Source organism: Leptotrichia trevisanii DSM 22070 (assembly GCF_000482505.1).
GTDB lineage: Bacteria > Fusobacteriota > Fusobacteriia > Fusobacteriales > Leptotrichiaceae > Leptotrichia > Leptotrichia trevisanii.
Map to the genome: position 1 here is coordinate 81679 of NZ_AXVL01000011.1, position 21996 is coordinate 103674.

General features: G+C 30.1%; 19 protein-coding genes and 1 pseudogene. 11 read left to right on the forward strand and 9 right to left on the reverse strand.

Translation table 11 applies throughout. The features are described from left to right. Window positions 1-2 precede the first annotated feature (2 nt). From K324_RS0103935 to K324_RS0103945, 3 genes are all read left to right on the forward strand, one after another. A complete protein-coding gene (locus K324_RS0103935) occupies window positions 3-710 on the forward strand; it encodes a type 1 glutamine amidotransferase (RefSeq protein ID WP_026748017.1) in 708 nt (235 codons plus the stop codon). Between the two features lie 121 nt (window positions 711-831). Further along, window positions 832-1485 (forward strand): 2'-5' RNA ligase family protein, encoded by a 654-nt coding sequence (locus tag K324_RS0103940; protein WP_026748018.1) that lies wholly within the window; start codon window positions 832-834, stop codon window positions 1483-1485. Between the two features lie 16 nt (window positions 1486-1501). Continuing rightward, complete coding sequence (locus K324_RS0103945) at window positions 1502-1819, forward strand: thioredoxin family protein (protein ID WP_026748019.1); 318 nt, start codon at window positions 1502-1504, stop codon at window positions 1817-1819. 50 nt (window positions 1820-1869) lie between these two features. Here K324_RS0103945 and pflA read toward each other — a convergent pair whose 3' ends face one another. After that, entirely contained in the window at window positions 1870-2598 is a 729-nt protein-coding gene (gene pflA / locus K324_RS0103950) for a pyruvate formate-lyase-activating protein (RefSeq protein WP_026748020.1), read from the reverse strand. A gap of 130 nt (window positions 2599-2728) precedes the next feature. Here pflA and K324_RS16610 point away from each other — a divergent pair. Further along, window positions 2729-2913: pseudogene (locus tag K324_RS16610) on the forward strand (hypothetical protein). Between the two features lie 264 nt (window positions 2914-3177). On the opposite strand, the gene pflB reads toward K324_RS16610, so the two are convergent. From pflB to K324_RS0103970, 5 genes are all read right to left on the reverse strand, one after another. Continuing rightward, complete coding sequence (pflB, locus tag K324_RS0103955; protein WP_026748021.1) at window positions 3178-5409, reverse strand: formate C-acetyltransferase; 2232 nt, start codon at window positions 5407-5409, stop codon at window positions 3178-3180. 254 nt (window positions 5410-5663) lie between these two features. Continuing rightward, window positions 5664-6332: a hypothetical protein gene (locus tag K324_RS16310; RefSeq protein WP_248615343.1), complete on the reverse strand. Its 669-nt coding sequence runs from the start codon at window positions 6330-6332 to the stop codon at window positions 5664-5666. After that, the gene (locus K324_RS16315; protein ID WP_248615344.1) at window positions 6332-7093 is read right to left on the reverse strand and encodes a BglG family transcription antiterminator; all 762 of its coding nucleotides are present in this window, start codon (window positions 7091-7093) and stop codon (window positions 6332-6334) included. The genes K324_RS16310 and K324_RS16315 overlap by 1 nt, the downstream gene beginning before the upstream one ends. Window positions 7094-7567: 474 nt before the next feature. Next, window positions 7568-9091: a coproporphyrinogen III oxidase gene (locus tag K324_RS0103965; protein ID WP_026748022.1), complete on the reverse strand. Its 1524-nt coding sequence runs from the start codon at window positions 9089-9091 to the stop codon at window positions 7568-7570. Continuing rightward, the gene (locus K324_RS0103970; RefSeq protein ID WP_026748023.1) at window positions 9092-9916 is read right to left on the reverse strand and encodes an undecaprenyl-diphosphate phosphatase; all 825 of its coding nucleotides are present in this window, start codon (window positions 9914-9916) and stop codon (window positions 9092-9094) included. Window positions 9917-10077: 161 nt separating this feature from the next. Here K324_RS0103970 and sfsA point away from each other — a divergent pair, with 161 nt between their 5' ends. Next, window positions 10078-10815, forward strand: coding sequence for a DNA/RNA nuclease SfsA (gene sfsA, locus K324_RS0103975; protein WP_026748024.1), 738 nt, complete (start codon window positions 10078-10080; stop codon window positions 10813-10815). Between the two features lie 101 nt (window positions 10816-10916). Here the strand turns inward: sfsA and K324_RS14245 are convergent, their stop codons facing one another. The 3 genes from K324_RS14245 to K324_RS0103990 all read right to left on the reverse strand — a co-directional run bounded on the left by K324_RS14245 (window position 10917) and on the right by K324_RS0103990 (window position 14301). Beyond that, the gene (locus K324_RS14245; protein WP_036095110.1) at window positions 10917-11534 is read right to left on the reverse strand and encodes a hypothetical protein; all 618 of its coding nucleotides are present in this window, start codon (window positions 11532-11534) and stop codon (window positions 10917-10919) included. A 323-nt stretch (window positions 11535-11857) separates the two neighbouring features. Next, complete coding sequence (locus K324_RS0103985; protein ID WP_026748026.1) at window positions 11858-12382, reverse strand: NAD(P)H-dependent oxidoreductase; 525 nt, start codon at window positions 12380-12382, stop codon at window positions 11858-11860. An 89-nt stretch (window positions 12383-12471) separates the two neighbouring features. Next, a complete protein-coding gene (locus K324_RS0103990; RefSeq protein WP_026748027.1) occupies window positions 12472-14301 on the reverse strand; it encodes a DUF4153 domain-containing protein in 1830 nt (609 codons plus the stop codon). A gap of 344 nt (window positions 14302-14645) precedes the next feature. On the opposite strand from K324_RS0103990, the gene K324_RS0103995 reads away from it, so the two are divergent. The 6 genes from K324_RS0103995 to K324_RS0104020 all read left to right on the forward strand — a co-directional run. Then, on the forward strand, window positions 14646-15227 hold the full coding sequence (locus K324_RS0103995; protein WP_026748028.1) for a helix-hairpin-helix domain-containing protein: 582 nt from the start codon (window positions 14646-14648) through the stop codon (window positions 15225-15227). A 95-nt stretch (window positions 15228-15322) separates the two neighbouring features. Then, a complete protein-coding gene (accC, locus tag K324_RS0104000; protein WP_026748029.1) occupies window positions 15323-16666 on the forward strand; it encodes an acetyl-CoA carboxylase biotin carboxylase subunit in 1344 nt (447 codons plus the stop codon). A gap of 26 nt (window positions 16667-16692) precedes the next feature. Next, the gene (locus K324_RS0104005) at window positions 16693-17466 is read left to right on the forward strand and encodes a LamB/YcsF family protein (protein ID WP_026748030.1); all 774 of its coding nucleotides are present in this window, start codon (window positions 16693-16695) and stop codon (window positions 17464-17466) included. Between the two features lie 146 nt (window positions 17467-17612). Beyond that, on the forward strand, window positions 17613-18488 hold the full coding sequence (locus K324_RS0104010) for an alpha/beta hydrolase fold domain-containing protein (protein ID WP_026748031.1): 876 nt from the start codon (window positions 17613-17615) through the stop codon (window positions 18486-18488). A 182-nt stretch (window positions 18489-18670) separates the two neighbouring features. Then, window positions 18671-19318, forward strand: coding sequence for an N-glycosylase/DNA lyase (locus tag K324_RS0104015; protein WP_026748032.1), 648 nt, complete (start codon window positions 18671-18673; stop codon window positions 19316-19318). Between the two features lie 156 nt (window positions 19319-19474). After that, window positions 19475-21996, forward strand: a 2522-nt coding sequence (locus tag K324_RS0104020; RefSeq protein ID WP_036095106.1) for an autotransporter serine protease, incomplete at its 3' end; no start/stop codon positions are given.

Genomic DNA, 21996 nt, shown 5'->3' on the forward strand with positions numbered 1-21996 from the left:
CAATGAAAATACACTTTATATTACACGAAGCATTTGAAGCACCAGGAGCTTATCTTGCTTGGGCAGCACTTTCTGGATACGATATTTCCACAACAAAAATATATCAATATGAAAAGTTACCTGAAAACGCAGATTCATTTGATTTTTTAATTGTGATGGGCGGACCGCAGAGTCCTATTGGAGATAACAGCAAATTTCCCTATTTTGATGCAAAAGCTGAAATTGAATTAATTAGAAAGGCTGTAAAGGCAAATAAATTTGTAGTTGGAGTATGTCTTGGAGCTCAATTGCTGGGAGAAGCATTTGGTGGAAAAACAGAAAAAAGCCCTTTCCGTGAAATAGGAAATTTTCCAATTGAACTGACAAAAGATGGGCTGGAAGATGACAACATAAAACATTTGGGAAAACAAGCTACTGTAGGGCATTGGCATAGTGATATGCCAGGATTAACAGATACTGCAAAAGTTTTGGCAACAAGTAAAGGGTGTCCACGCCAGATTATAAAATACAGCGAAAAACATTATGGCTTTCAATGCCATCTCGAATTTACCAAAGCACTAACTGAGTTATTAATATATTCAGATAAAACTCTTGAGCAGGATAGCCAAACTTTACCTTTTGTTCAATCTCCTCAAACAATACGTAGCAACAGCTATGATGAAATGAATAATCTTCTTTATGAATTTTTAGACAAACTTACAAAAAAATAAAATAAATGTATTGAAATCAGTCAAATTTAGACTAAAATATTTTTTAAATCTTGTTTTTAAAATATTTTAAGGTATAATTGTAGTAAAAGTAATCTAAAATAAAAAATTTAGGAGGTTTATTATGAAAAAATTATTTTTTTCAATTTTTTTAATGTTTTGTCTAAACATTTTTTCCAATGTAAATTACAATGTTTTTGTAATTATGGATAATAACGCAACTAGAAATGTGGAAAATATTTCAAAAGGGCTTAAAGAGGCAGGAATCGAAAGCCTTTATTCCAAAGGATATGCAGTTCATCTAACTCTTTACCTTACAGAATATAAGCCTGAAGCACTAAAAACAATAAAAGATACTGTCAATAAGATTGCAAATCAGACAAAATCCTTTGATATAGAATTTTACAGATTAAGAAAAACTGGCGGAAACTGGTTTATGCTTGATGCTCAAAACAATGAAACTATACAACAGCTTGCAGACGAAATAACAGTCAGCTTAAACAAATCTCGTGCAAAGGACGCACAAGTTCCTGACTGGGCAAAATCTATTCCTGAAAAAGTAAAATCCTTTAATTTGTACGGCTCTCCAAATGTATTTACAAATTTTGATCCGCACATAACTTTACTTACTCCAGAAGATTCAGCAAAAATAGATATATTTACTTCAAAGTATGATTTTAAACCTTTCAAATCTAAAGTTATTGGTATCGGAATCGCTCAAGTTGACGATTTAGGGCAAGCAAAAAATATAATTTATTCGGTAAAATTTAAAAAATAAAAAAGGAAAAAATTATATGAAAAAACTTGAAAATTATGAACAAATACTTAATAAAATAAAAGAAGAAAAATATTTTTTATTATACGTTTCAATGAATAATTGCAGCGTCTGTCACTCTGATATGCCAAAAGTTGAGAAAATTGTTAATGAGAAAAATTTTACCGCTTATCATATCGAAGCATCTGAAATTCCTGAAGCTGTTGGGCAATTAAGTCTATTTTCAGTCCCAGTAGTTATTCTATTTTATGAAGGCAGAGAGATACACAGACAAGCTAAAATTATTGATTTTGACGAATTAAATTATAGAATTGAACAAATAAGTGAAAATAAATAAATACCAAAAGGGAACCAATTCTAATAAAACTAGAACTAATTCCCTTAATTTTATTTATCTAATATTTTTAAACCATAAGATCTAAAAATTCCTTCTGCCTTATCAATCAATTCTCGTGTCGGAGTTGGTGTATCCTTTAATTTGTATTCTTTCCCAACTTTTTCCCATTTATACTGCCCCATCTGATGAAATGGTAAAACATCCACTCTTTCCACGTTCTTTAACTGCGAAGTAAATTTTGCCCACTCATGTAAATCATTTTCATCATCAGAATATCCTGGAACTAACACATATCTTAGCCAAGTCGGCTTATTAATTTCATTCAAGTATTTTGCGAATTTTAACGTATTGTCAAGCTCCACTGAAGTTAATATTTTATATTTTTCAGGATTTATGTGCTTAATATCAAGCAGAACCATATCAACAAGCTCAAGCACCTGTTTTGCCTTATCAGAAAAAATATAGCCAGATGTATCAAGTGCTGTCTGAATCCCATTTTCACGACAAAGTTTAAACAGCTCCATCAAAAATTCAGGCTGCATCAAAGGCTCTCCCCCAGAAACCGTAACTCCTCCAGTTTTTATAAACCCCTTTACCTTCAAAATTTCCTTCATAACTTCCTGTGCAGTCATCACCATTTTTTTGTCTTTAATCTCCCACGTGTCAACATTATGGCAATACAGACATCTGAGCGGACATCCCTGTAAAAACAGTACAAATCTAATTCCTGGCCCATCCTTAGTTCCAAATGATTCAAATGAATGTATATATCCTTTCACTTCCATATTAATTTTCTCTCTTTCTTTTTTATTCATAAATTATTTGATAACTTAAATTTTATTTAATACTATATTATTTTCATTTTTTAAACATAGTCTAGTATAAACTAATCTGTCGGAGCATTTTTCTGTGCTGGCAAAACTGTTTGAGCATAGCGAGTTTTTTGTCAGTACAGAGAAATGTCGTAGACTAGCCATAGGTTATTGCGTAGCAATCTTGCCACAATTTTAATTATTAGGACAAACCTTTACTGCAAGATAAGGATTTGCGGCAATGAGCAATCCTACGAAAATAAAAATGAAAAAACACAGTAATATGAAAAAATATTTATTAATCAAAATATCTAAAAAATAATAAAAAATAATTTAGTTGAATGCTTATGAATTAACTATCAAACAACCCTATTATAAAAATTTATTTCCATTTTTAAACAGGGTTTAGTATAAATTATCATACAATAGAAAAGAATGCCGCATAACTCATATTTTTATGAAACTATGCGACATTTTTCATATTTCTAGCAAATTCTTAAAAATTTACTCCAGATTTTATAATTAAATTTCTAAATTTTTCAAATATTACATTTTATTTGAAATTGTTCTGTTAATTACATCTAACTGTTGTTCTTTAGTCAATTTAACGAAGTTCACTGCATATCCAGAAACTCTGATTGTTAATTGAGGATAATTTTCAGGATGTTCCATCGCATCTTCCAATAATTCTCTTCCGAATACGTTTACATTTAAGTGATGCCCTGTTTGATTGAAATATCCATCCATTAATCCAACTAGGTTAGTTTGTTTTTCGTTTGCATTTTTACCTAATGTTTCCGGTGTAATTGCGAATGTATAAGAAATTCCATCGTTTGCATCTTCAAACGGGATTTTAGCTACTGAGGCAAGTGAAGCAACAGCTCCTCTTGTATCTCTTCCGTGCATAGGGTTCGCTCCTGGCCCAAATGGTGCTCCGGCTCTTCTTCCATCAGGAGTATTTCCTGTTTTCTTACCATACACAACGTTTGAAGTAATTGTCAATACAGATTGTGTAGGAGTTGCATCTCTGTACATTTTGTGAGTTCTTAATTTGTTCATAAATCTTCTTGTAATGTCTACTGCAAACTGATCTGTCGCATCGTCATTATTTCCGAATGGAACATAGTCTTTTTCGTTGATATAGTCAACTGCATCTCCGTCTTCATCTCTTACAACTTTTACTTTACCATATTTGATAGCTGCCAATGAATCTGCAATAATTGACAATCCTGCGATTCCAAATGCCTCTGTTCTTCTGATATTAACATCGTGTAATGCCATTTCCAATGCTTCATAAGAATATTTGTCGTGCATATAGTGAATGATATTCAATGCCTTAACATAAGTTGAAGCCAACCAATCTAACACTTTGTCTAATTTTTCCCATACTTCGTCAAATTCCAAGTATTCACCTTTAATTGGTTCAAATTGCCCTTCCGGAGTAACTTGAATTTTTGATTTTTCGTCCTTTCCACCGTTAATTGCATATAGTAATGCTTTTGGTAAGTTTACTCTTGCTCCGAAGAATTGCATTTGATGCCCAATTGTCATTGGAGATACGCAACAAGCGATTCCATAGTCATTACCAAACTGTGGACGCATAATGTCATCATTTTCATATTGTACTGATGATGTATCAATTGATACTTTTGCACAGAATTTTTTCCAAGTTTCAGGTAATTGTTCACTCCATAAAACTGTCAAGTTTGGTTCAGGTGAAGTTCCCATGTTGTACAATGTATGTAAAATTCTGAATGAGTTTTTAGTAACTAATGATCTTCCATCTTCTCCAATCCCACCGATTGATTCAGTTACCCAAACTGGGTCTCCTGAGAATAATGCATCATATTCAGGTGTTCTTAGGAATCTGATTATTCTTAATTTCATAACAAAGTGATCCATTATTTCTTGAGCTTCTTTTTCAGTCAAAGTTCCTTCCTGCAAATCTCTTTCCAAGAAAATATCTAGGAATGTAGAAGTTCTTCCTATACTCATTGCAGCTCCATTTTGATCTTTTGTAGCGGCCAAGTATGCAAAGTATAACCATTGCACAGCTTCCCTACCATTAGTTGCAGGTTGTGAAATGTCAAATCCATAAGCTTCAGCCATTCTTTTCAATGCTTTTAATGCTTTGATTTGTTCAAAAATTTCTTCTCTAAGTCTAATAACATCTTCTGTCATTTCAGTCGGATCTAAATTTTTGAATTGTGCTTCCCTATCAGCTATTAATCTGTCTACTCCATAAAGTACAACTCTTCTATAATCCCCAATAATTCTTCCACGTCCATAAGCATCTGGAAGTCCTGTTATAATTCCAGTATGTCTTGCTTTTTTAATTTGTTCAGTGTATGCTGAAAAAACTCCATCATTATGAGTTTTTCTATATTTAGAAAAAATTTCTTCAGTCTGAGGATCCAATTTGTACCCAAATGCTTCCAAACTGTTTTTTACCATTCTCAATCCACCATTTGGGAAAATTGCTCTTTTTAAAGGGGCATCAGTTTGTAATCCTACAATTTTTTCTAAGTCCTTATTAATATATCCCGCTCCATAAGCATCAATTTGTGAAGGTATTTTAGTTTCTGCATCATAAATACCCTTTTCTCTTTCTACTTTAAATTTTTCTGAAAGACTTTTCCACAATTCAGTAGTAGCTTCTGTCGGCCCTTCCAAAAAGCTGTCATCTCCTAAGTATTCAGTGTAATTCAATCTGATAAATTCTGTAACATCAATGTTGTTTGTCCAATTTCCTTCTTTAAATCCTCTCCATGCATTCATTATTTAACAACACATCCTTTCAAATTATTTTTATTTACTTTATTTGTAATCATTATAATATTGTTTTTACTCTATCTTCATTATACCCCAAAAATTTCACAAAAGCAAACATATTTTAGAAAAAAATTTATTTTTTTTTGACAGTAAAAATCTACACAACTGCCGATAAATAGTGAAAAAATTAACTTGTTGTATTTAAAGGGTTTTGGTGGTGCTGTTTTTATTTTTTATACTTAATTTTGTTATCAAAATTTTTATTTTCTAAAAAATCTTCTTCTATTTGTTTTAAATTCCAAATACTGTAACATCATTGTCCTTAAATATATCATCTGTTTTAGGAAATTAACCCGATTTTTTAAAGCTCCCTTTTCTTTTTCAATTTCAAAACGATAAATTGGTGTATATGAAAAATTTTTTATCACATTTGAAAATTTTGAACTTGAAATCAATAATACTTGTTCAAAATCATTATTATTTTTAGAAATTATCTTCTTAAATTCTGTCAAATGCTCTACTTTTATTATGTTTATAAAATTAAAAATTTTCTTTATTTTATTATAATTTTTCAAAATTTCTTTTCCTTCCAAGTCTATCAGGACTAATGTTGGAATCTTAGGAACTTTATCTTGCTGAACATACTGCTTTACTATTTGTTTATTTAACAAATTTTCATTTTCAAAATTTACAGATGATTCAGCGATACTATAAACTTGTATCTTATTCTGACTGTTTATTTTCTGAACATTTTTCATTTCTAAATCCACAGCTTTTACATTTTTAGAATCATTTAATATTAGTCCATTATTAATTTCATTTATTATTTTTTTGTAACTTTCCCGCTTTTTATGCAACTTTTTATAAAACATTGTTATAAATTTTAAATTTATTTCCAATCTTTCTTTTTTAAAAATTTTCTCCATCATTAAAAAATATTCTTCATTTTCAGTATTTTTTTAACATTGAACCTACTTTTTATATCGCTATTTTTTATATTTGAAATTAAATATGTCAGCATAGCGTATTTTTCATCTAACGAAATTATATTAGTAAACTCTTCAATATATGAAAAAAGTATCTTTTTTATGTACTTAATATTTTTCATCTCCAGAATTTTATGTAGCAATTTAAAATAAAAATTTTCCTGATATGTTGTTCTTCCAATATAAATCTTTTCCAATCTTTTGGACAGCACTTCCTTCAGATACTCTTCGCCTATTTCCTTTAAATTATAATTTCTTTCTCTAAACAGTTTTTCAATACTTCCACACTTCATATATTCTGAATATCTTATATTAAAATTTTTTAATATCTGCTTTACATCATTTTGAATATTTCTTGTATTTTCCTGAGTTCTATTTATTTGTTTATTAAATTGGTAAATGTTTAATTTTTCTTTTTTAAATAGTAAAATAAGTGAAATAAGCTCTCTTCTAAACGACATTTTCATATTTATGCTTCTATCTTCTGTTTTGAATACCTTTTCGTTATACCTTCCAAAATAATATAAATAATTTTTACTTTTATGTATTATTTCGTTATTATTTTCCCGTAAAAAGTTATTTACATTTTCAATTGTATAATCCAATTTTTTAAATCCATATTTCTCTTCCAGATATTTTCTGCTAATAATTTTAAAATTTAAAACTTCTTTTAACAAATCCCTTTCATTAAAATCAATTTCCACTGCCTACTTCACCCCATAATTATTATCTATGTAGCAATATACTTGCAAACATTTTCATAATAACAATTATGAGTTTATTTTTTTAGACGATATTTTTTACTTTCTCATTTTCTCAATTTTCTCCATAAACACTGACTTTTTTCAACTTCACATTAATTAATTTAAAATTAAATCAAACAATATTATATTCCACAATATCATTCAATTCATTTGATTTTATATATGAGATAAACACTAATGTTTTTCAAATTTTTTGATTATTTTATGCAAAAAATATTTTAAAATTGATTTTATGAATTTATTTATGTCGATATGAACTGATAAAGTTAAATAATTTCAAGATTTGAATGGAATAGTTATGTGATTTTATAATATTTCCCATTTAAATAGTGAATGTTTAATAAATTTTGAATTATATACTATTTAGTAAGGAATTTAAGGAGAAAACTATTACAGCCCTCTCCTTAATAAAATCTATTTTTCAAATAATTTCCAAATTTCAGATTTTTTCTGCTCCAACCGATCTTCCAGCTCATTCATCCACACCAGCGGATCTTTCGGATTTACAAGCCTTTTTATATTATCCCGATTTTTTTCTTTGTCAAACCAGATAAGTTTCGTAATCGCTCCAGCTCCAATTCCAATGATTGTCTTATTTTCCTCAATCATTTCGATATTGTAAATCGATTCACTTCCGTTTAAGGAATATCCAAGATTTTCTCCCCATTGAAAGCTGTTTTTCTGACGATACATATAATATGGAAAAAGCTCTTTATTTTTAGTCACATTTTCGATTTTTTCATAAATTTTTTCATAATCCAATATGTCTTCGTGAGCATAATTTTCTTTGTTAAGACGGCTTGCATTTTTTATTGCCAAATTGTGAATTGTCAGATTTTCCATATCATATTTGGAAATCTCGTCCATTGTGTACAAAATATCGTCCGTAGTTTCACGTGGTAATCCTAAAATTAAGTCCATATTTATTTCCAATCCCAGATTTTTAGCAAGCCTATAAACATTGTCAAACTGCTTCCTGTCGTGATAACGATTTACAAGTTTTAGAGTCTTTTCATTAAAAGATTGCGGATTTATGCTGATTTTATTTATTCCATAGCTTTTAATAATAGCCAATTTTTCCTCATCTAACGTATCAATTCTTCCTGCCTCAAATGTAAATTCCTTTAGATAATCTAAATTATAATTTTCTTTTACTGTTTTTAGCAATTTATCAATTTCTTCTGCCGTTAAGATTGAAGGTGTTCCTCCACCTATATAAATTGTGTTGATTTTTAAATCTAATTCCTGTGTTAGTTGTCCGATTTCACGGACTTCGTGGTAAATTGACTCTATGTATTCGTTATATCGCTCTGCATATTTTCCACGTAGCAGATAGGCTGGAAATGAGCAGTACGAACATTTTGTGGGACAAAAGGCGATTCCGATATAAATTCCGATTGTTTCCTTGTCTAGATATGGCTCCTGACGTTTTACAATATCTAGCAGAAGTTTTCTCTTTTCATCGCTTACAAAATATATTTTTTCCAATATTTCATCAATTTCATCGTAAGTTAGTCCCATTTTTAAAAATCGCCCTACAATCTTTGTAGGACGCACACCTATTAAAATCCCCCATTTATACTCATTTTTTTTATTAAACAGCTCCATTAGCGAACTTTTTGCCATAACTTCTGCCTGATCAAAATATTCTTCATTTACTTTCTTATGTGAAAATGTTACTTCTTTCAAGATTTTTTCATTTTTACTATCAATTAACACTGTATTCACAATGATTGTTTCTATATTTTTACTTTCTAAATCTTTCAGTTTTCCACATTTTTTGTCAAAGTTTTCCACACTCTGATTTTTTTCAGAATTCACACTAATTTCCACATCATTTTCACTATTTTCAGAAATAATATCATAATTTTCTGGTAGCAGCACACGTACAAATTCCTCAAGTTTATTCTGATTAATATCAATATTCGCTCTTATCATCTATTTTATAACTCCCACAAAGTATAGCACCAGTACAATTATTCCAAGGACAATCCGATAATATCCAAACACCTTGAAATCATGCTTTTTAATGTAATCCATAAAGACTTTTATCACAGCATACGCAAACACAAACGACAAAACGAACCCTAAAGCAATCAAAAACCATTCATATCCGCTTAAAGCCGTACCAAGTTTTACCAACTTCAAAAGTGTCGCCCCAAGCATTGTCGGAATCGCAAGAAAAAATGAAAATTCCGTTGCTAAAACTCTGTTTAACCCAAGTAAAACTCCACCAATAATCGTAGCAGCTGATCTCGAAGTTCCCGGAATCATCGCAAGACATTGAAACAGCCCTACTCCAATCGCAGTTTTTACTGACATTTGGGTAATTGAATTAATTCTGCCTTTCTTTTTCTCCCTAGACTCAAGCCAGATAAGTATAACTCCATAAATAACCAGCATTATTGCTACAACTATCGAATTAAACAGCACTTTATCAATAATATCGTCAAACAGAAGTCCCAGCACAACCGCAGGAAGCACCGCAATCACTATTTTTACCCACATCTGAATAATATCAGCTCTCTGACTCTTGCTAAGCCCTTTTGCAAATGGAAAAATTCTTTTCCAATAATACACAACTACTGATAAAATCGCTCCTAACTGTATAATTATCTTGAACGCATTGGCAAACTCCTCATCTTGTGAAAGCTGCAAAAACTGATCCACAATAATCATATGCCCTGTACTGCTGACAGGTATAAACTCTGTAAGCCCTTCCACAAGGCTTAAAATAAACACTTTAATAATATCCGCAAACATAATATTTTCCTTTCTTTTTTATTTTTTCATTAATCTTATTCTTTAAATTATCATTTATTATATCACATATTTCCGACTTTATTAATAGCTATAAAATTTTCTTGTTTATTCATTTTAAATATGATATCCTAAAATCAGAAATATTTAAAGAGGAAAACTAAATGAAAAAAAATAAAATTCTTTATACAATAAATTATGATAAAATCGTAGATTTCAAGGAAAGAGTTACTCGATTTACAGTCAGATTTAAATTTAAGCGTTCAGAAAATGAAAAATATTTTGGAGAAGATTTTGCTCATTTACATGATACAGGGAGATTGACGGAATTATTGATTGATGGAGCAGAATTGTTGATAAAAAGTGCTGATAATGAAAAAAGAAAAACTAAATGGGATGTTATCGCAGTAAAGGTTCATAGGGAAATTATACTTATTAATACAGCTTTTCATCGCTACATTACAGAATCTATATTTAACAATGCACAAATTTCACCATTTGGAAAGCCTTTGTATGTAAAGCCTGAAATTAAGCATAATAATAGTAAACTAGATTTTTATCTGGAAACTGAAAAAGATAAAATTTATGTTGAGGTAAAAGGCTGTACTTTGGTAAATAGAAAAACTGCCCAATTCCCCGGCTCTCCTTCCGTGCGTGCTTTAAAACATCTGAAGGAATTGATGGAACTCAAAAAGGAAGGATTTAGAACGGCTGTCTTTATTCTCATATTTAGAAAATCAGAAATTTTTGCACCTGAACATATTATTGACAGGAAATTTTCAGAAACTTTTTATGAAGCAATGGAAAATGGAGTGGAAATTTATCCGATGCTTTTGGAGTATAGGGAAGATGGGAATGTATGTTTTGTGAAAAATATAGAAGTGGCAGAAAAACTGTTTTAATATTCAAATAAAAAAAATCATAAAATAGTTAAAAAATTTAAATCAATAAAAAATCGGAATATATTTAAGATATTGATTAATTCCGATTTATTTTTTTATAATTACATTTTATTCAATTTTTCTTTTGCCTCTTCTACAATGTATAACTTATTCCCGTTTTCAATAACTTCTTCGTATAATTTTCTTGCTTCTTCTGTCTCTCCTGCTTTTACTTTATAATTTGCTAATAAATTTTTAATTACTAGAATCTGACGTTTATTACTTAATTTTTTTAATAATTCCGATAAAATTTCAATCATTTTTGTATTGTCATTTTCATAAAATAAAATACCATTTAAAAATTCAATAAGAGGATTTATTCCTTCTAATTCCTTATTAGTTTTAAACTTCTCTTTAAGTTGTAAAATTTTTTCTTTGTAAATAACTATCGCTTCTTCTTTTCTATCAAGTTCCTGCAATAACAACGCTTCGTTATAGTAATACAGGATTTTATCCTGTTCCCTGAATAATGATTTTTTAGATAAATCTATATCTTTTAAATTTTGATACGCTTCTTCTACTTTTCCTAGTGAAGAATATCCAGCACAAAGATTCAGTTTCATATAATTTCTATAACGCTTATTCTTATTTCTGTTATCTTCATTTTGTGTAATTTCTATAAATTTTTCAGGATCAAGTTCTTTATCTAAAATATTTATATATTTTTTATAATAATACATGAGCAATTTTTTATCTAATCTCAATACTTGAATCAATATTAATATGGTAATTAAAATATAACTATAAACAGTGTATTGGAAATATAATAAAAAAACAAATATAATTAATAATACAAATGTTATAAAAGAAATGTTTATTAACATAAGTTTTCTTCTTATTGTCATTTTTCTCCTTTTCCAAAAAATTGGAATAAATCCACAAGCAATAACAAACTTGGTTTAAAGCTAAATGCCAAATTTCTGACTGCAATTTTTAAAATTTTGGAAAGTCAAAATATAGCTGGAAAAATCCCGATTTTTTATTGTTCTTCTATTAAATTTAACTACTTTATATTGAAAATATATTTTATATAATTTTCAACATTTTCTGACAACTTTTCATCGCTCAAATTTTCAGTGTCAAAAATAAAATAATGGGGAATTAAATTTGCCTTAATGTATTTGACAGTGGCTTCAAAAGGAACTAAAATTTCATTCATTGAAAATCTAACGGAACCCTCTTTTGAATACTCCTGCTCTGGCCCTCCGACAGATACGGCAAAACCTATGTTTTTACCTTTAAGCCTGTATTCATTTCCGTAAGCCCAGTTATATGAAAGAACTTCATCAAACCATTTTTTTAATATTGGCGGACTGCTGTACCAGTAAAGCGGGAATTCAAAAATTATATTATTGTGTTTTGCAAGCAATTCCTGTTCCTTTTCAATGTTTATGTTCCAGTCTGGATATTCCTTGTAAAGTTCGTGGATTGTGATTTTATCAGGATATTTCCCCAATTCTTCTTTCCACCTTTTGTTAATTCTCGAATTTTCCATATCGGGATGTGCCAAGATAACTAAAGTTTTCATAATTTAATTTTTCCTTTCATTTTTATTCATAGTAACATTTTTTAAAATCAAACTCAAGAGTTTTGGCTGTTTTAAAATTATTTCAAAAACTATTTCTTTTCAGAAAACATAAAATCAAACTCATCATAATACAAATCCTTTGGTTTTCCATCTACTGTCTCTTCGTTAATGCTTCTTAAAGAAATTTTATAATTAATTTTTCCTATTGTTCCAATATATTCTAAATCTTTTTGTGAAACCTCATACACTGCATCATTTGCATCCTGTAATTTTAAAGTTTTTAATTTGGACACTATTTGCTTTACTGCATCTTCGTAATTTATTTTGGCAAGTTCTGTTCCATCTTTGCTGTTTATTGTGATTATTTTATTTTTTAAAATAATTTTATATTTTTCAGATTCATTTTCCTGATTTATCAAATCTTCATTATAAACATTTTTATAAGATATAAAGTTATCGTAACCTGCTATATCAGATATAACTTCAGCATTTTCAATATTTTTTACTTTATATGTGACAACTTTCCGTTCTTCATAATTTTCTCCATCATAACTTCTGTAAGAATAATCTTTCCAAGATTCTTTCACATCCAGTCCTTTTTCCAAATCTCCAAGAGTTGCATAAACTTCACCTTTTTCATTTTTGAAATTTAATTTCGCAATAGTGCTGTTATCAGATATGTATTGAATCGTTGTATGAATCTGGCTACCTTCTTCATCAGTCAGTTTTTGTGTAATTTTGGAAATTTTTCCATCTTTTAAAGCTCCATATTTTACAAGCATTCTTTTCAATCTTTGACTTTGGCTAAAATTACTAACATTTTTGGCACTAAGCGGAGTGTAAACTGAAATTATAAAACAGACAATTAAACTTATGAAAACTCCTGTAACATTCATTTTTCTTATGTATAAAATCATGCAGAAAAACAGCCAAAATATTGAAATTAGTACATAATAACGATTTTCAGTAATTCCATATTGATACGTTCTTTGAAAAACTGCAAATAGTGAAGCAAAAATTAAAGGTATCGAAAAATATGGAAAATATTTTTTAAAGTTCTCAAAAAATTTATCTTTCTGTGTAAATGGTGTTATTAAAATCATAACAGCGACACTAAGTGCTGTGTACCAAAGAACAAGGTGAGAAATTAATCCTTTTGGCAAATGCATGGATATAAGAACCTTCGCCATATAAATATATAAAACACCTGTGTAAATAATAATTAACGGAATAATTACAAATTTAATCAATAAATTAAAAATAAATGGAAATTCATAGTTTTCAAGATTATCATCAGTTTTTTTCAATAAAGATAAAAACAATGATTCTCCAAATACTTCAGCTATAAACCAGAAAAAGTACATAGATAATCTTAAAAACAAACTATCTTTATCATAAAAATTAAAAAATAAATAATTAACTGTTATCAGTATTATTTCAATTCCACCCCAGAGAACCGCAGCAAAAATTCCTGTTATAATAAAACTTGAAAATACTGACTGCAAATATTTTTCCTTATTTTCCTTTTTTAAAATAGGGATTAATAAAAATAAAATTATAGAAATCGGAATTAATGTAAAATAATAAATATTGTAATAATCATTAGTTCGTAAATATTCTACATAAAAAATAATTGATATAACAAGTGTTATAAGCGAATAAATTCCTCTTACTAGCCATCTATTTTTTTTATAAAAATATTTTTCTCGAACCATTTCAAACATCGCTGTAATAAAAACACTTCCAAACAAAAGCAAATTAATTTCAATAAAATAATCAGACTCAAAACTTCTAATTTCAGCTATATACACCCCTGTAATAAAATGCAAAAAAGTTAAAATAATCGTTATCGGAAATCTCTCAAATCCACTTTTAAAATGCAAAAGCAATTTTTTCACATTTTCTCTAATTTTTTTCATAAAAATCACCTCTTATCATATTTCAATCTCTTCTCAAAAATTAAATAATTAGAGCAAATTATTTATTTCATAATAATAATAGCACCTTTTTATTAAAGTAAAATGAGAAAATTATTTTATTTTCTTGTTTTCTACCTCAAAAAATTCAACAAAGAAAATAACTTAATTAAATAGATAAAAATTTTATTTAAGTGGTGTAGTAATGATAAAATTTAAATTTTAATTTTTTTATCTATCAAATAACAAATCAATGTGGTATAATTTGTCATAAAATATAAGTTATTTTATTTAAGTGGCAGATTTTCAAAAATTGTTAAATAAAATGATCAAAAGGGGGATTATTTATGAAAATAAAATATGTCATTATTTTTATAATGCTGTTAATTGGGGGAAATTTTTTAAGACTTCTAATTGAGGATAAAAATATTCCTGAAATTGAGATTAGTAAGGAAAAAAATTATAAAAAGGATAAGGCTAAAAAAGATGCTGATTTGACAAAAAGTAATGTAAAATTCGACATCAATAATGTTGAGTACAAGGATTTGCTAAAATTGGGGATTAATAAGAATAAGGCTGAAAAATTTGTGAAATATCGGGATGAAGTTGGGATTATTAAAGATATTAACGAAGTGAAAAATATTTCAGGGTTTGGGAAAACTGGATTAGAAACTGCACAAAAATTTTTGTTTGTGGATAATGAAAAAATTCAGAATCCAAATGAGAATTATGGACGTGAAATTACAAAATACAGCATTAACAAGTTAAATAGAAAAGAATTAAAAAAAATAGGATTTACAAATAAGGAAATAAAAAAATTACTTCCTGAAATTAAAAAAAGTAACATAAGATCAAATGTGGATTTGGAAAAGATTATTGGAAAAGAACGTTATGCAGAAATTGAAGATAAGATAAAATTTATGGAATAAAAATAATGTATTAAATTTTTTAAAATCTGCTGCTTAAATAATTTAATTTATTTAAAAAATCACTTTAAAAGAAAAAAGAGAAAGAGGATTAATTTATGATAAAAAAAGTATTGATTGCAAATCGTGGAGAAATTGCAGTTAGAATTATTAGAGCCTGTAGAAATATGGGGATTATGAGCGTTGCGATTTACTCAAAGGAGGATAAGGAGAGTCTTCATATAAAACTGGCGGATCAAAGTATCTGTATTGGGGAAGGGCCAGCAAGAAATAGTTATTTGAATAAGGAAAGTATTATTACAGCTGCCTTGAATGTGGGAGCGGATGCGATTCATCCTGGATATGGCTTTTTGTCAGAAAATTCAGAGTTTGTAAAAATGTGCGAGGAAAATGGGATAAACTTTATTGGGCCAACAGCCAAAGTTATTGACAGAATGGGGAATAAATCTCAGGCTAGAAAAACGATGATGGAGGCTGGTGTTCCAGTTGTGCCGGGAACAAAGGAGCCTGTTTATGACGTGGAGGCTGGAATGAAAGCTGCTGAAAACATCGGCTACCCTGTTATGGTAAAGGCTTCTTCTGGTGGTGGCGGAAAAGGGATGCGTGTTGTAAAAGATAGGGATGGATTTGAATTTTTATTTAATGTGGCTCAGCGGGAATCAATTAATGCGTTTGGCGACGACACTATGTACATTGAAAAATTTATAGAAGATCCGAGACACATTGAAATTCAGGTAATTGCTGATAATTTTGGCAATGTAGTGGCTCTTGGCGAAAGGGACTGCTCTGTTCAGAGAAATCATCAAAAATTAGTGGAAGAATCGCCATCTCCTGCAATTTCTGAAAAAACAAGGGAAGCTCTAAACAAATATGCGATTCTGGCGGCAAAAGCAGTAAATTACACAAACGCTGGAACGATAGAATTTATAATGGGTGCGGATGGCTCATATTATTTTATGGAAATGAATACCCGAATCCAAGTGGAGCATGGAGTTACTGAAATGGTAACAGGAACGGACTTGATAATTGAACAGATTAGAGTGGCAATGAATGAAAAATTAAGTTTCACACAAGAAGACATACAATTGCGAGGACATGCGATAGAATGCCGTATAAATGCAGAAATTCCTGAAAAAAACTTTATGCCAAGTCCTGGCAAGATAATAAATATGCACTTGCCAGATGGCAATGGAATAAGAGTTGACACTGCTATTTACACAGGCTACACAATACCAACAGAATACGACTCAATGATTGTCAAAATTATAGTTCACGCTCCAACTCGTGAAATGGCACTTCAAAAAATGCGTTCAGCACTAAACGAAACTGTTATTTTAGGTATAGAAACTAACCTAGATTTTCAATATCAAATTATGAGAAACGAGGTTTTCTGTCAAGGAAAGGCAACTACAAGTTTTATTGAAAATGTATTGCTTTATTAAAAATTTAAAATGAAAAGAGGTAAAATATGGCTTTTAAAGTGGATTTGAACTGTGATTTGGGAGAAAGTTTTGGTAATTATAAAATTGGAGGAGATGATAAAATTATTCCACTTATTTCCAGTGCTAATGTAGCTTGCGGATTTCATGCAGGAGATCCTGTCGTTATGAAAAAAACGATAGAAACTGCTAAAAAAAATAACATTGGAATAGGGGCTCATCCTGGATTTCTCGACTTAATGGGATTTGGACGACGTGAAATGAAGATTTCAATAGACGAAGCGAAAGCCTATGTGCTATATCAATTAGGAGCTTTAGGGGCTTTTTGCAAAAGTGAAGGTGTAAAGCTGCAACATGTAAAACCTCATGGAGCTTTGTATAATATGGCTGCAAAAGATTATAAATTATCAAGGGCTATTTGTAAAGCTGTCGCTGAATTTGACAATTCTCTTATCATTCTTGGACTTTCTGGAAGTGAAACTTTAAAAGCTGCAAAAGACTTAGGTTTAAAATATGCGAGCGAAGTTTTTGCAGATAGGGCTTATGAGGAAGACGGAAGCCTTGTGGCACGTTCAAAGGAAGGGGCGATGATTCACGATGAAAATGAAGCAATAGAACGTGTTGTAAAAATGATAAAGGAACAAAAAGTAACTTCAATAACAGGAAAAGAAATACCAATAAAGGCTGATTCTATTTGTGTTCACGGTGACGGAGAAAAGGCTTTACTTTTTGTAAAAAAAATACGGGAAAAATTAGAAAGTGAAAATATTTTAATTCAAAAATTATCAGAAATTGTACAATAAGAATTTAAAATTATAACAAAGTAAATTATTTTATTGTTGACTTCTTGTCCATAAATAAAAAAGAACAAATTACTAAATACATTTAATGCTAAATTTTAAGATGTGAAAGGAGTTTAATTATTTTTCTTGAAAAATAAAATGAAAAAATGAGTTTATTATCAGATATTGCAGTACCAATTGCAAAATTGGTGAACATGAAAAAATATAAGGAAAAGGATTTTTTAAATCCGAGGAGAGATACGGATTTTTTGAATAAAAAGAATTTTGACAAATCGCTTATTACTGATGAGCAGTTTATTGATGAATACCAAGTTTTGACAGTTTTTTCAGAAAAAAGTTACAATAAACATATTATTTTTCTACATGGTGGTGCTTATGTCATGCGTGCTGTCAAGGCTCACAAAAATATTATTGAAAAACTGATAAAAAAATATCATCTGAAAGTTACATTCATTGACTATCCACTTGCTCCAGAAAACACAGTTGATAAGGCTCACAAGGTTTTAATGGATGCTTATAAGCAGATAACTGACAAATACAAAGACGATGAATTTTATTTATTTGGAGATTCTTCTGGTGGAGGCTTGGCACTTGCATTTTTACAAATATTGAAAACCGAAAAAGGGTTGCCATTTCCAAAGAAAACTGTATTAATGTCACCTTGGGTGGATGTTTCGATGACAAATAAGGAAATAGAGGAATTTGCGGAAAAAGATCCTCTCTTGCCACTAAATGGGCTAATTGTGACAGGAAAGCAGTTTGCTGGGGAACTGGACGTGAAAAGTCCTATGATTTCGCCAATTTATGGAAATATGGATAATCTTGGGGAGATTTTTCTAATTTTTGGGACAAATGAAATTTTGTATCCAGATTGCCTAAAGTTAAGTGATATGCTGGAAGTTGCCGTTGGAACAAGTGTGGAAATAAAAATTGGGGAAAATCTGTGTCACGACTGGATTTTAGCACCGCTCAAGGAATCAGAGGAAACTATTGATGAAATTGGGCAATTTTTTCTGGAATAAATTTAGATTTATCCAAAAATAAACTAAAAAAGTTAATTAATCTTGAAATTTAGCAATAATCGTAACTTTTGAAAGAAATTTTAAAATAATTTTATAAATAAAAAATATTATTAAAACAAGGAAATTTGATTATGTCTGAAAAAAGTAAAAAAAATAATGAAAATTATGAAATTAGTAGGAGAATTGATAAGGAAAAGCATAAAGAGATTTTGAAAATCCATAAAGAAATAAAAAAGGGAATTGAAAAGGCGATAAAAGGTTACAAAAAGGCTTGGAAAGGTACAGAAAAAGAAGTATTTGCAGAAATAGCATTTTGCATTCTGACACCTCAGTCAAAAGCTAAGAACGCCTGGCAAGCCATTACAACTTTAGTGGAAAATGGGCTACTTTATGATGGGAAGCCTGAAGAAATAGTGGAATTTCTAAACATTGTCAGATTTAAGAATAATAAATCACGGTATTTGGTGGAACTACGGGAACTAATGACAAAGGATGAAAAATTACAGCCAAGGAAAATTTTATCAGAAATTGGAGATACTCTTGAAAAAAGAAAATGGATTTTGAAAAATATCAAGGGAATGGGATTAAAAGAGGCAAATCATGTGTTGAGAAATCTTGGGTTTGGAGAAAATATTGCAATTTTGGATAGACACATTCTAAGAAATCTCAAAGCACTTAATGTAATTGATGAAATTCCTAAAACAATAACAGAAAAAAAATACTATGAAATTGAGGAAAAAATGCGGGAATATTCAGAATTTTCAAAAATAAAAATGGACGAGCTGGACTTAGTTTTATGGTATAAGGAAGCAGGAGAAATTTTTAAATAAATTTGTAAATTTATAGTGAAATTCTTGAAAAAATGTGGTAGAATAATATTGGAAAATTATCACAGAAATTAATTACATTTAAATTTTTTTCAAAGAAAAGCAAAAAAACAATTTAAATAAAATAATTTTTAATATATCGAAGGGAGATAGGTAGTTATGACTGCTAATTTACAAAAATTTAATGAAGATATAAAAAAAGGTGCTAAAAAATATAACTTCACTAAAAAATCAATTCTTATTGCATTAGCCGCTTTATTAATCAGTTGCGGTGGCGGTGGAGGAGGTGGCGGTGGCTCTGCATCAGCAACTCCAACACCAACCCCTACGCCATCACCATCACCTGATACAGGTACGAAACCTACAGCACCGGTAACAACTAAACCAACTGTAACTACAACAAGCTCAGGATTAACATGGAATGATACTACTCTTTCGTACAACAAAGATAATCCGCATAATAATTCAAATTCAACACTTACAGGTTCTGGTGTCAAAGTAGGAGTTATTGATGTAGGATTCCAAAATTCAGCATTTGATGCAGATTTAGCAGCAAAATTTGGAAGCCGTTTAACAAAACTTACAGTTCCTGGATTTACAGCCGAATCTACTGCAAATGACGATCACGGAATAGTTGTGGCTGATCTTGCAGCAGGTTCTTCAAACGGAATCGCCAAAGGAGCAACTGTTTATGGTATTGACGCTGGTAAACATGGTGAGAAGGGAACATATCCTAAAGTAACACTGGCAATGTATCAGGCATTGAAAGATAAAGGAGTTTCTATTTATAACCAGTCATTTGGAATTGACGGAGTAGTAACAGATTTTAACAGCAACTCAACTTCAAGCCACTATTATGGACATCAAATAGGAAGTGATCTACTTAATTTCTATAAAACTGAAGTAAATAATGGTTCTTTATTCGTATGGGCAGCCGGAAATGATTCTTCTGACAAACAGCCTACACTTGAAGGGGGATTACCTCACTTTGAACGTGAACTTGAAAAAGGATGGATAAATGTAGTTGCACTAACTTCAAAAGTTGAATCAAAATTAGGAGATACAAGCTGGGATAACCTAACTCCTCTTTCACCTGCGGGAGTTGCTAAAAACTGGACTGTAACTGCAGTCGGGGATCAGACATTTTCAATAAAAGGACAAAATTATGTTGGTGGTGGTTCTTCGTTTGCAGCACCGCTTGTAACAGGAACAGCAGCATTGATTAAAGAAAAATATCCTTGGATGGACGCAAGTTTAATCCGTCAAACTATTTTATCAACAGCAACTGACATTGGTGCACCAGGTGTTGATGATGTTTATGGATGGGGACTTTTAAATGTTGATAAAGCTCTTAAAGGGCCTGCATTATTTAGTAAGCAGCTTGCACTTGGAGATAACGTAAATATCAACATTCCAAATGGAACTTATACTTTCTCAAATAATATTTCAGGAGATGCAGGTGTAGTTAAAGATGGAGCTGGAGATTTAATCTTATCTGGACATTCTACATTTACAGGGCCTACAACAGTAAAAGCAGGAAGATTGCAAGTAAATGGTGTTTATTCTTCATCAATCAGTGTAAGAAGACAAGCTACTCTTTCTACAAATAATGCTGTAATAAAAAATGATATTACAAATAATGGAACTCTGGAAAACTCTGGTTCAACACAAATTAGTGGAAATTATCAGGCTTTGGAAAATTCAAGGGTTGTATCAGATTTAAATTCTAATATTCATGTAAAAGGAAAAGTTAATTTAAATAATTCAAGACTTGAAATAAAGCCAGAAGAAAATGGAGAAAGAAAATACGTAACAGCTAACGGAACTACACAAAATGTAATTACATCAGACAGCAAAATCGAAGGAAACTTTGAAAATGTAAACACTGATGAAATGTTAAATGCTAAAATCAACCAAAACGAAAATGCTGTTTCTGCAAAAGTAAGCAGAAAAAATGTATTAGACTATGTAGAAAAAATTGCAGAATCTGACGAAATGCAAAAAAATACTGCCGAAAACTTGGAAACTGCATTCCAAAAGTTAGATCAAAATATTGAAAATGGAACTGCTGGAAATGTCGCTCAATTTGAAAGAAAAGCTGCTAAACTCCAGGCACTTACTTCTTCAAACAGGGCAGCAGTTTTGGACAGTCTATCTGGACAAATTTATGCTTCTGCACAGGCACTTACATTCCAACATTCACATACTGTAAACAAGGACTTGTCAAACAGATTAGTTATGTTAGGAACACTTGACAATGTTGGAGATAATTTCGGATTGTGGATTTCTGGATTTGGTGCCAATGGTAAGTTAAAACAGGATGGATATGGTAAGGGAGATACTAAAGTTGCTGGTGGACAAGTCGGAGTTGACAAGCAGTTTGGTGAAAACTTGATTTTAGGTACTGCATTATCATACTCAAAAGCTGATGTTAAATTTGACAGATATGGTGGAAAATCTGATGCCAATAACTTTGGCGTTTCACTATATGGAAGATTAGGCAACAAAAATGTTCCGTTCTACTTGCAAGGACGTTTCGGAATAGGATTTGTTGACAGTGATGTTGAAAGAGATATTATTTTAAGTAACAATGACTTTACAAGAGCAAAGATTAATCATAATGACAAAGTCTATTCTGGATATTTGGAAACAGGATATGATATTAAGAATGATAATGGCGA

Excerpts from the sequence above, each read along its gene's own strand:
- K324_RS0104010 (WP_026748031.1), top strand. The coding sequence starts at position 17,613 with ATGAGTTTATTATCAGATATTGCAGTACCAATTGCAAAATTGGTGAAC.
- K324_RS0103990 (WP_026748027.1), bottom strand. The coding sequence starts at position 14,301 with ATGAAAAAAATTAGAGAAAATGTGAAAAAATTGCTTTTGCATTTTAAA.
- K324_RS0103985 (WP_026748026.1), bottom strand. The coding sequence starts at position 12,382 with ATGAAAACTTTAGTTATCTTGGCACATCCCGATATGGAAAATTCGAGA.
- K324_RS0103940 (WP_026748018.1), top strand. The coding sequence starts at position 832 with ATGAAAAAATTATTTTTTTCAATTTTTTTAATGTTTTGTCTAAACATT.
- K324_RS0104005 (WP_026748030.1), top strand. The coding sequence starts at position 16,693 with ATGGCTTTTAAAGTGGATTTGAACTGTGATTTGGGAGAAAGTTTTGGT.
- K324_RS0103945 (WP_026748019.1), top strand. The coding sequence starts at position 1,502 with ATGAAAAAACTTGAAAATTATGAACAAATACTTAATAAAATAAAAGAA.
- K324_RS0103970 (WP_026748023.1), bottom strand. The coding sequence starts at position 9,916 with ATGTTTGCGGATATTATTAAAGTGTTTATTTTAAGCCTTGTGGAAGGG.
- K324_RS0103995 (WP_026748028.1), top strand. The coding sequence starts at position 14,646 with ATGAAAATAAAATATGTCATTATTTTTATAATGCTGTTAATTGGGGGA.
- K324_RS0103965 (WP_026748022.1), bottom strand. The coding sequence starts at position 9,091 with ATGATAAGAGCGAATATTGATATTAATCAGAATAAACTTGAGGAATTT.
- K324_RS14245 (WP_036095110.1), bottom strand. The coding sequence starts at position 11,534 with ATGTATTATTATAAAAAATATATAAATATTTTAGATAAAGAACTTGAT.
- K324_RS0103935 (WP_026748017.1), top strand. The coding sequence starts at position 3 with ATGAAAATACACTTTATATTACACGAAGCATTTGAAGCACCAGGAGCT.
- pflB (WP_026748021.1), bottom strand. The coding sequence starts at position 5,409 with ATGAATGCATGGAGAGGATTTAAAGAAGGAAATTGGACAAACAACATT.
- accC (WP_026748029.1), top strand. The coding sequence starts at position 15,323 with ATGATAAAAAAAGTATTGATTGCAAATCGTGGAGAAATTGCAGTTAGA.
- sfsA (WP_026748024.1), top strand. The coding sequence starts at position 10,078 with ATGAAAAAAAATAAAATTCTTTATACAATAAATTATGATAAAATCGTA.
- K324_RS16310 (WP_248615343.1), bottom strand. The coding sequence starts at position 6,332 with ATGATGGAGAAAATTTTTAAAAAAGAAAGATTGGAAATAAATTTAAAA.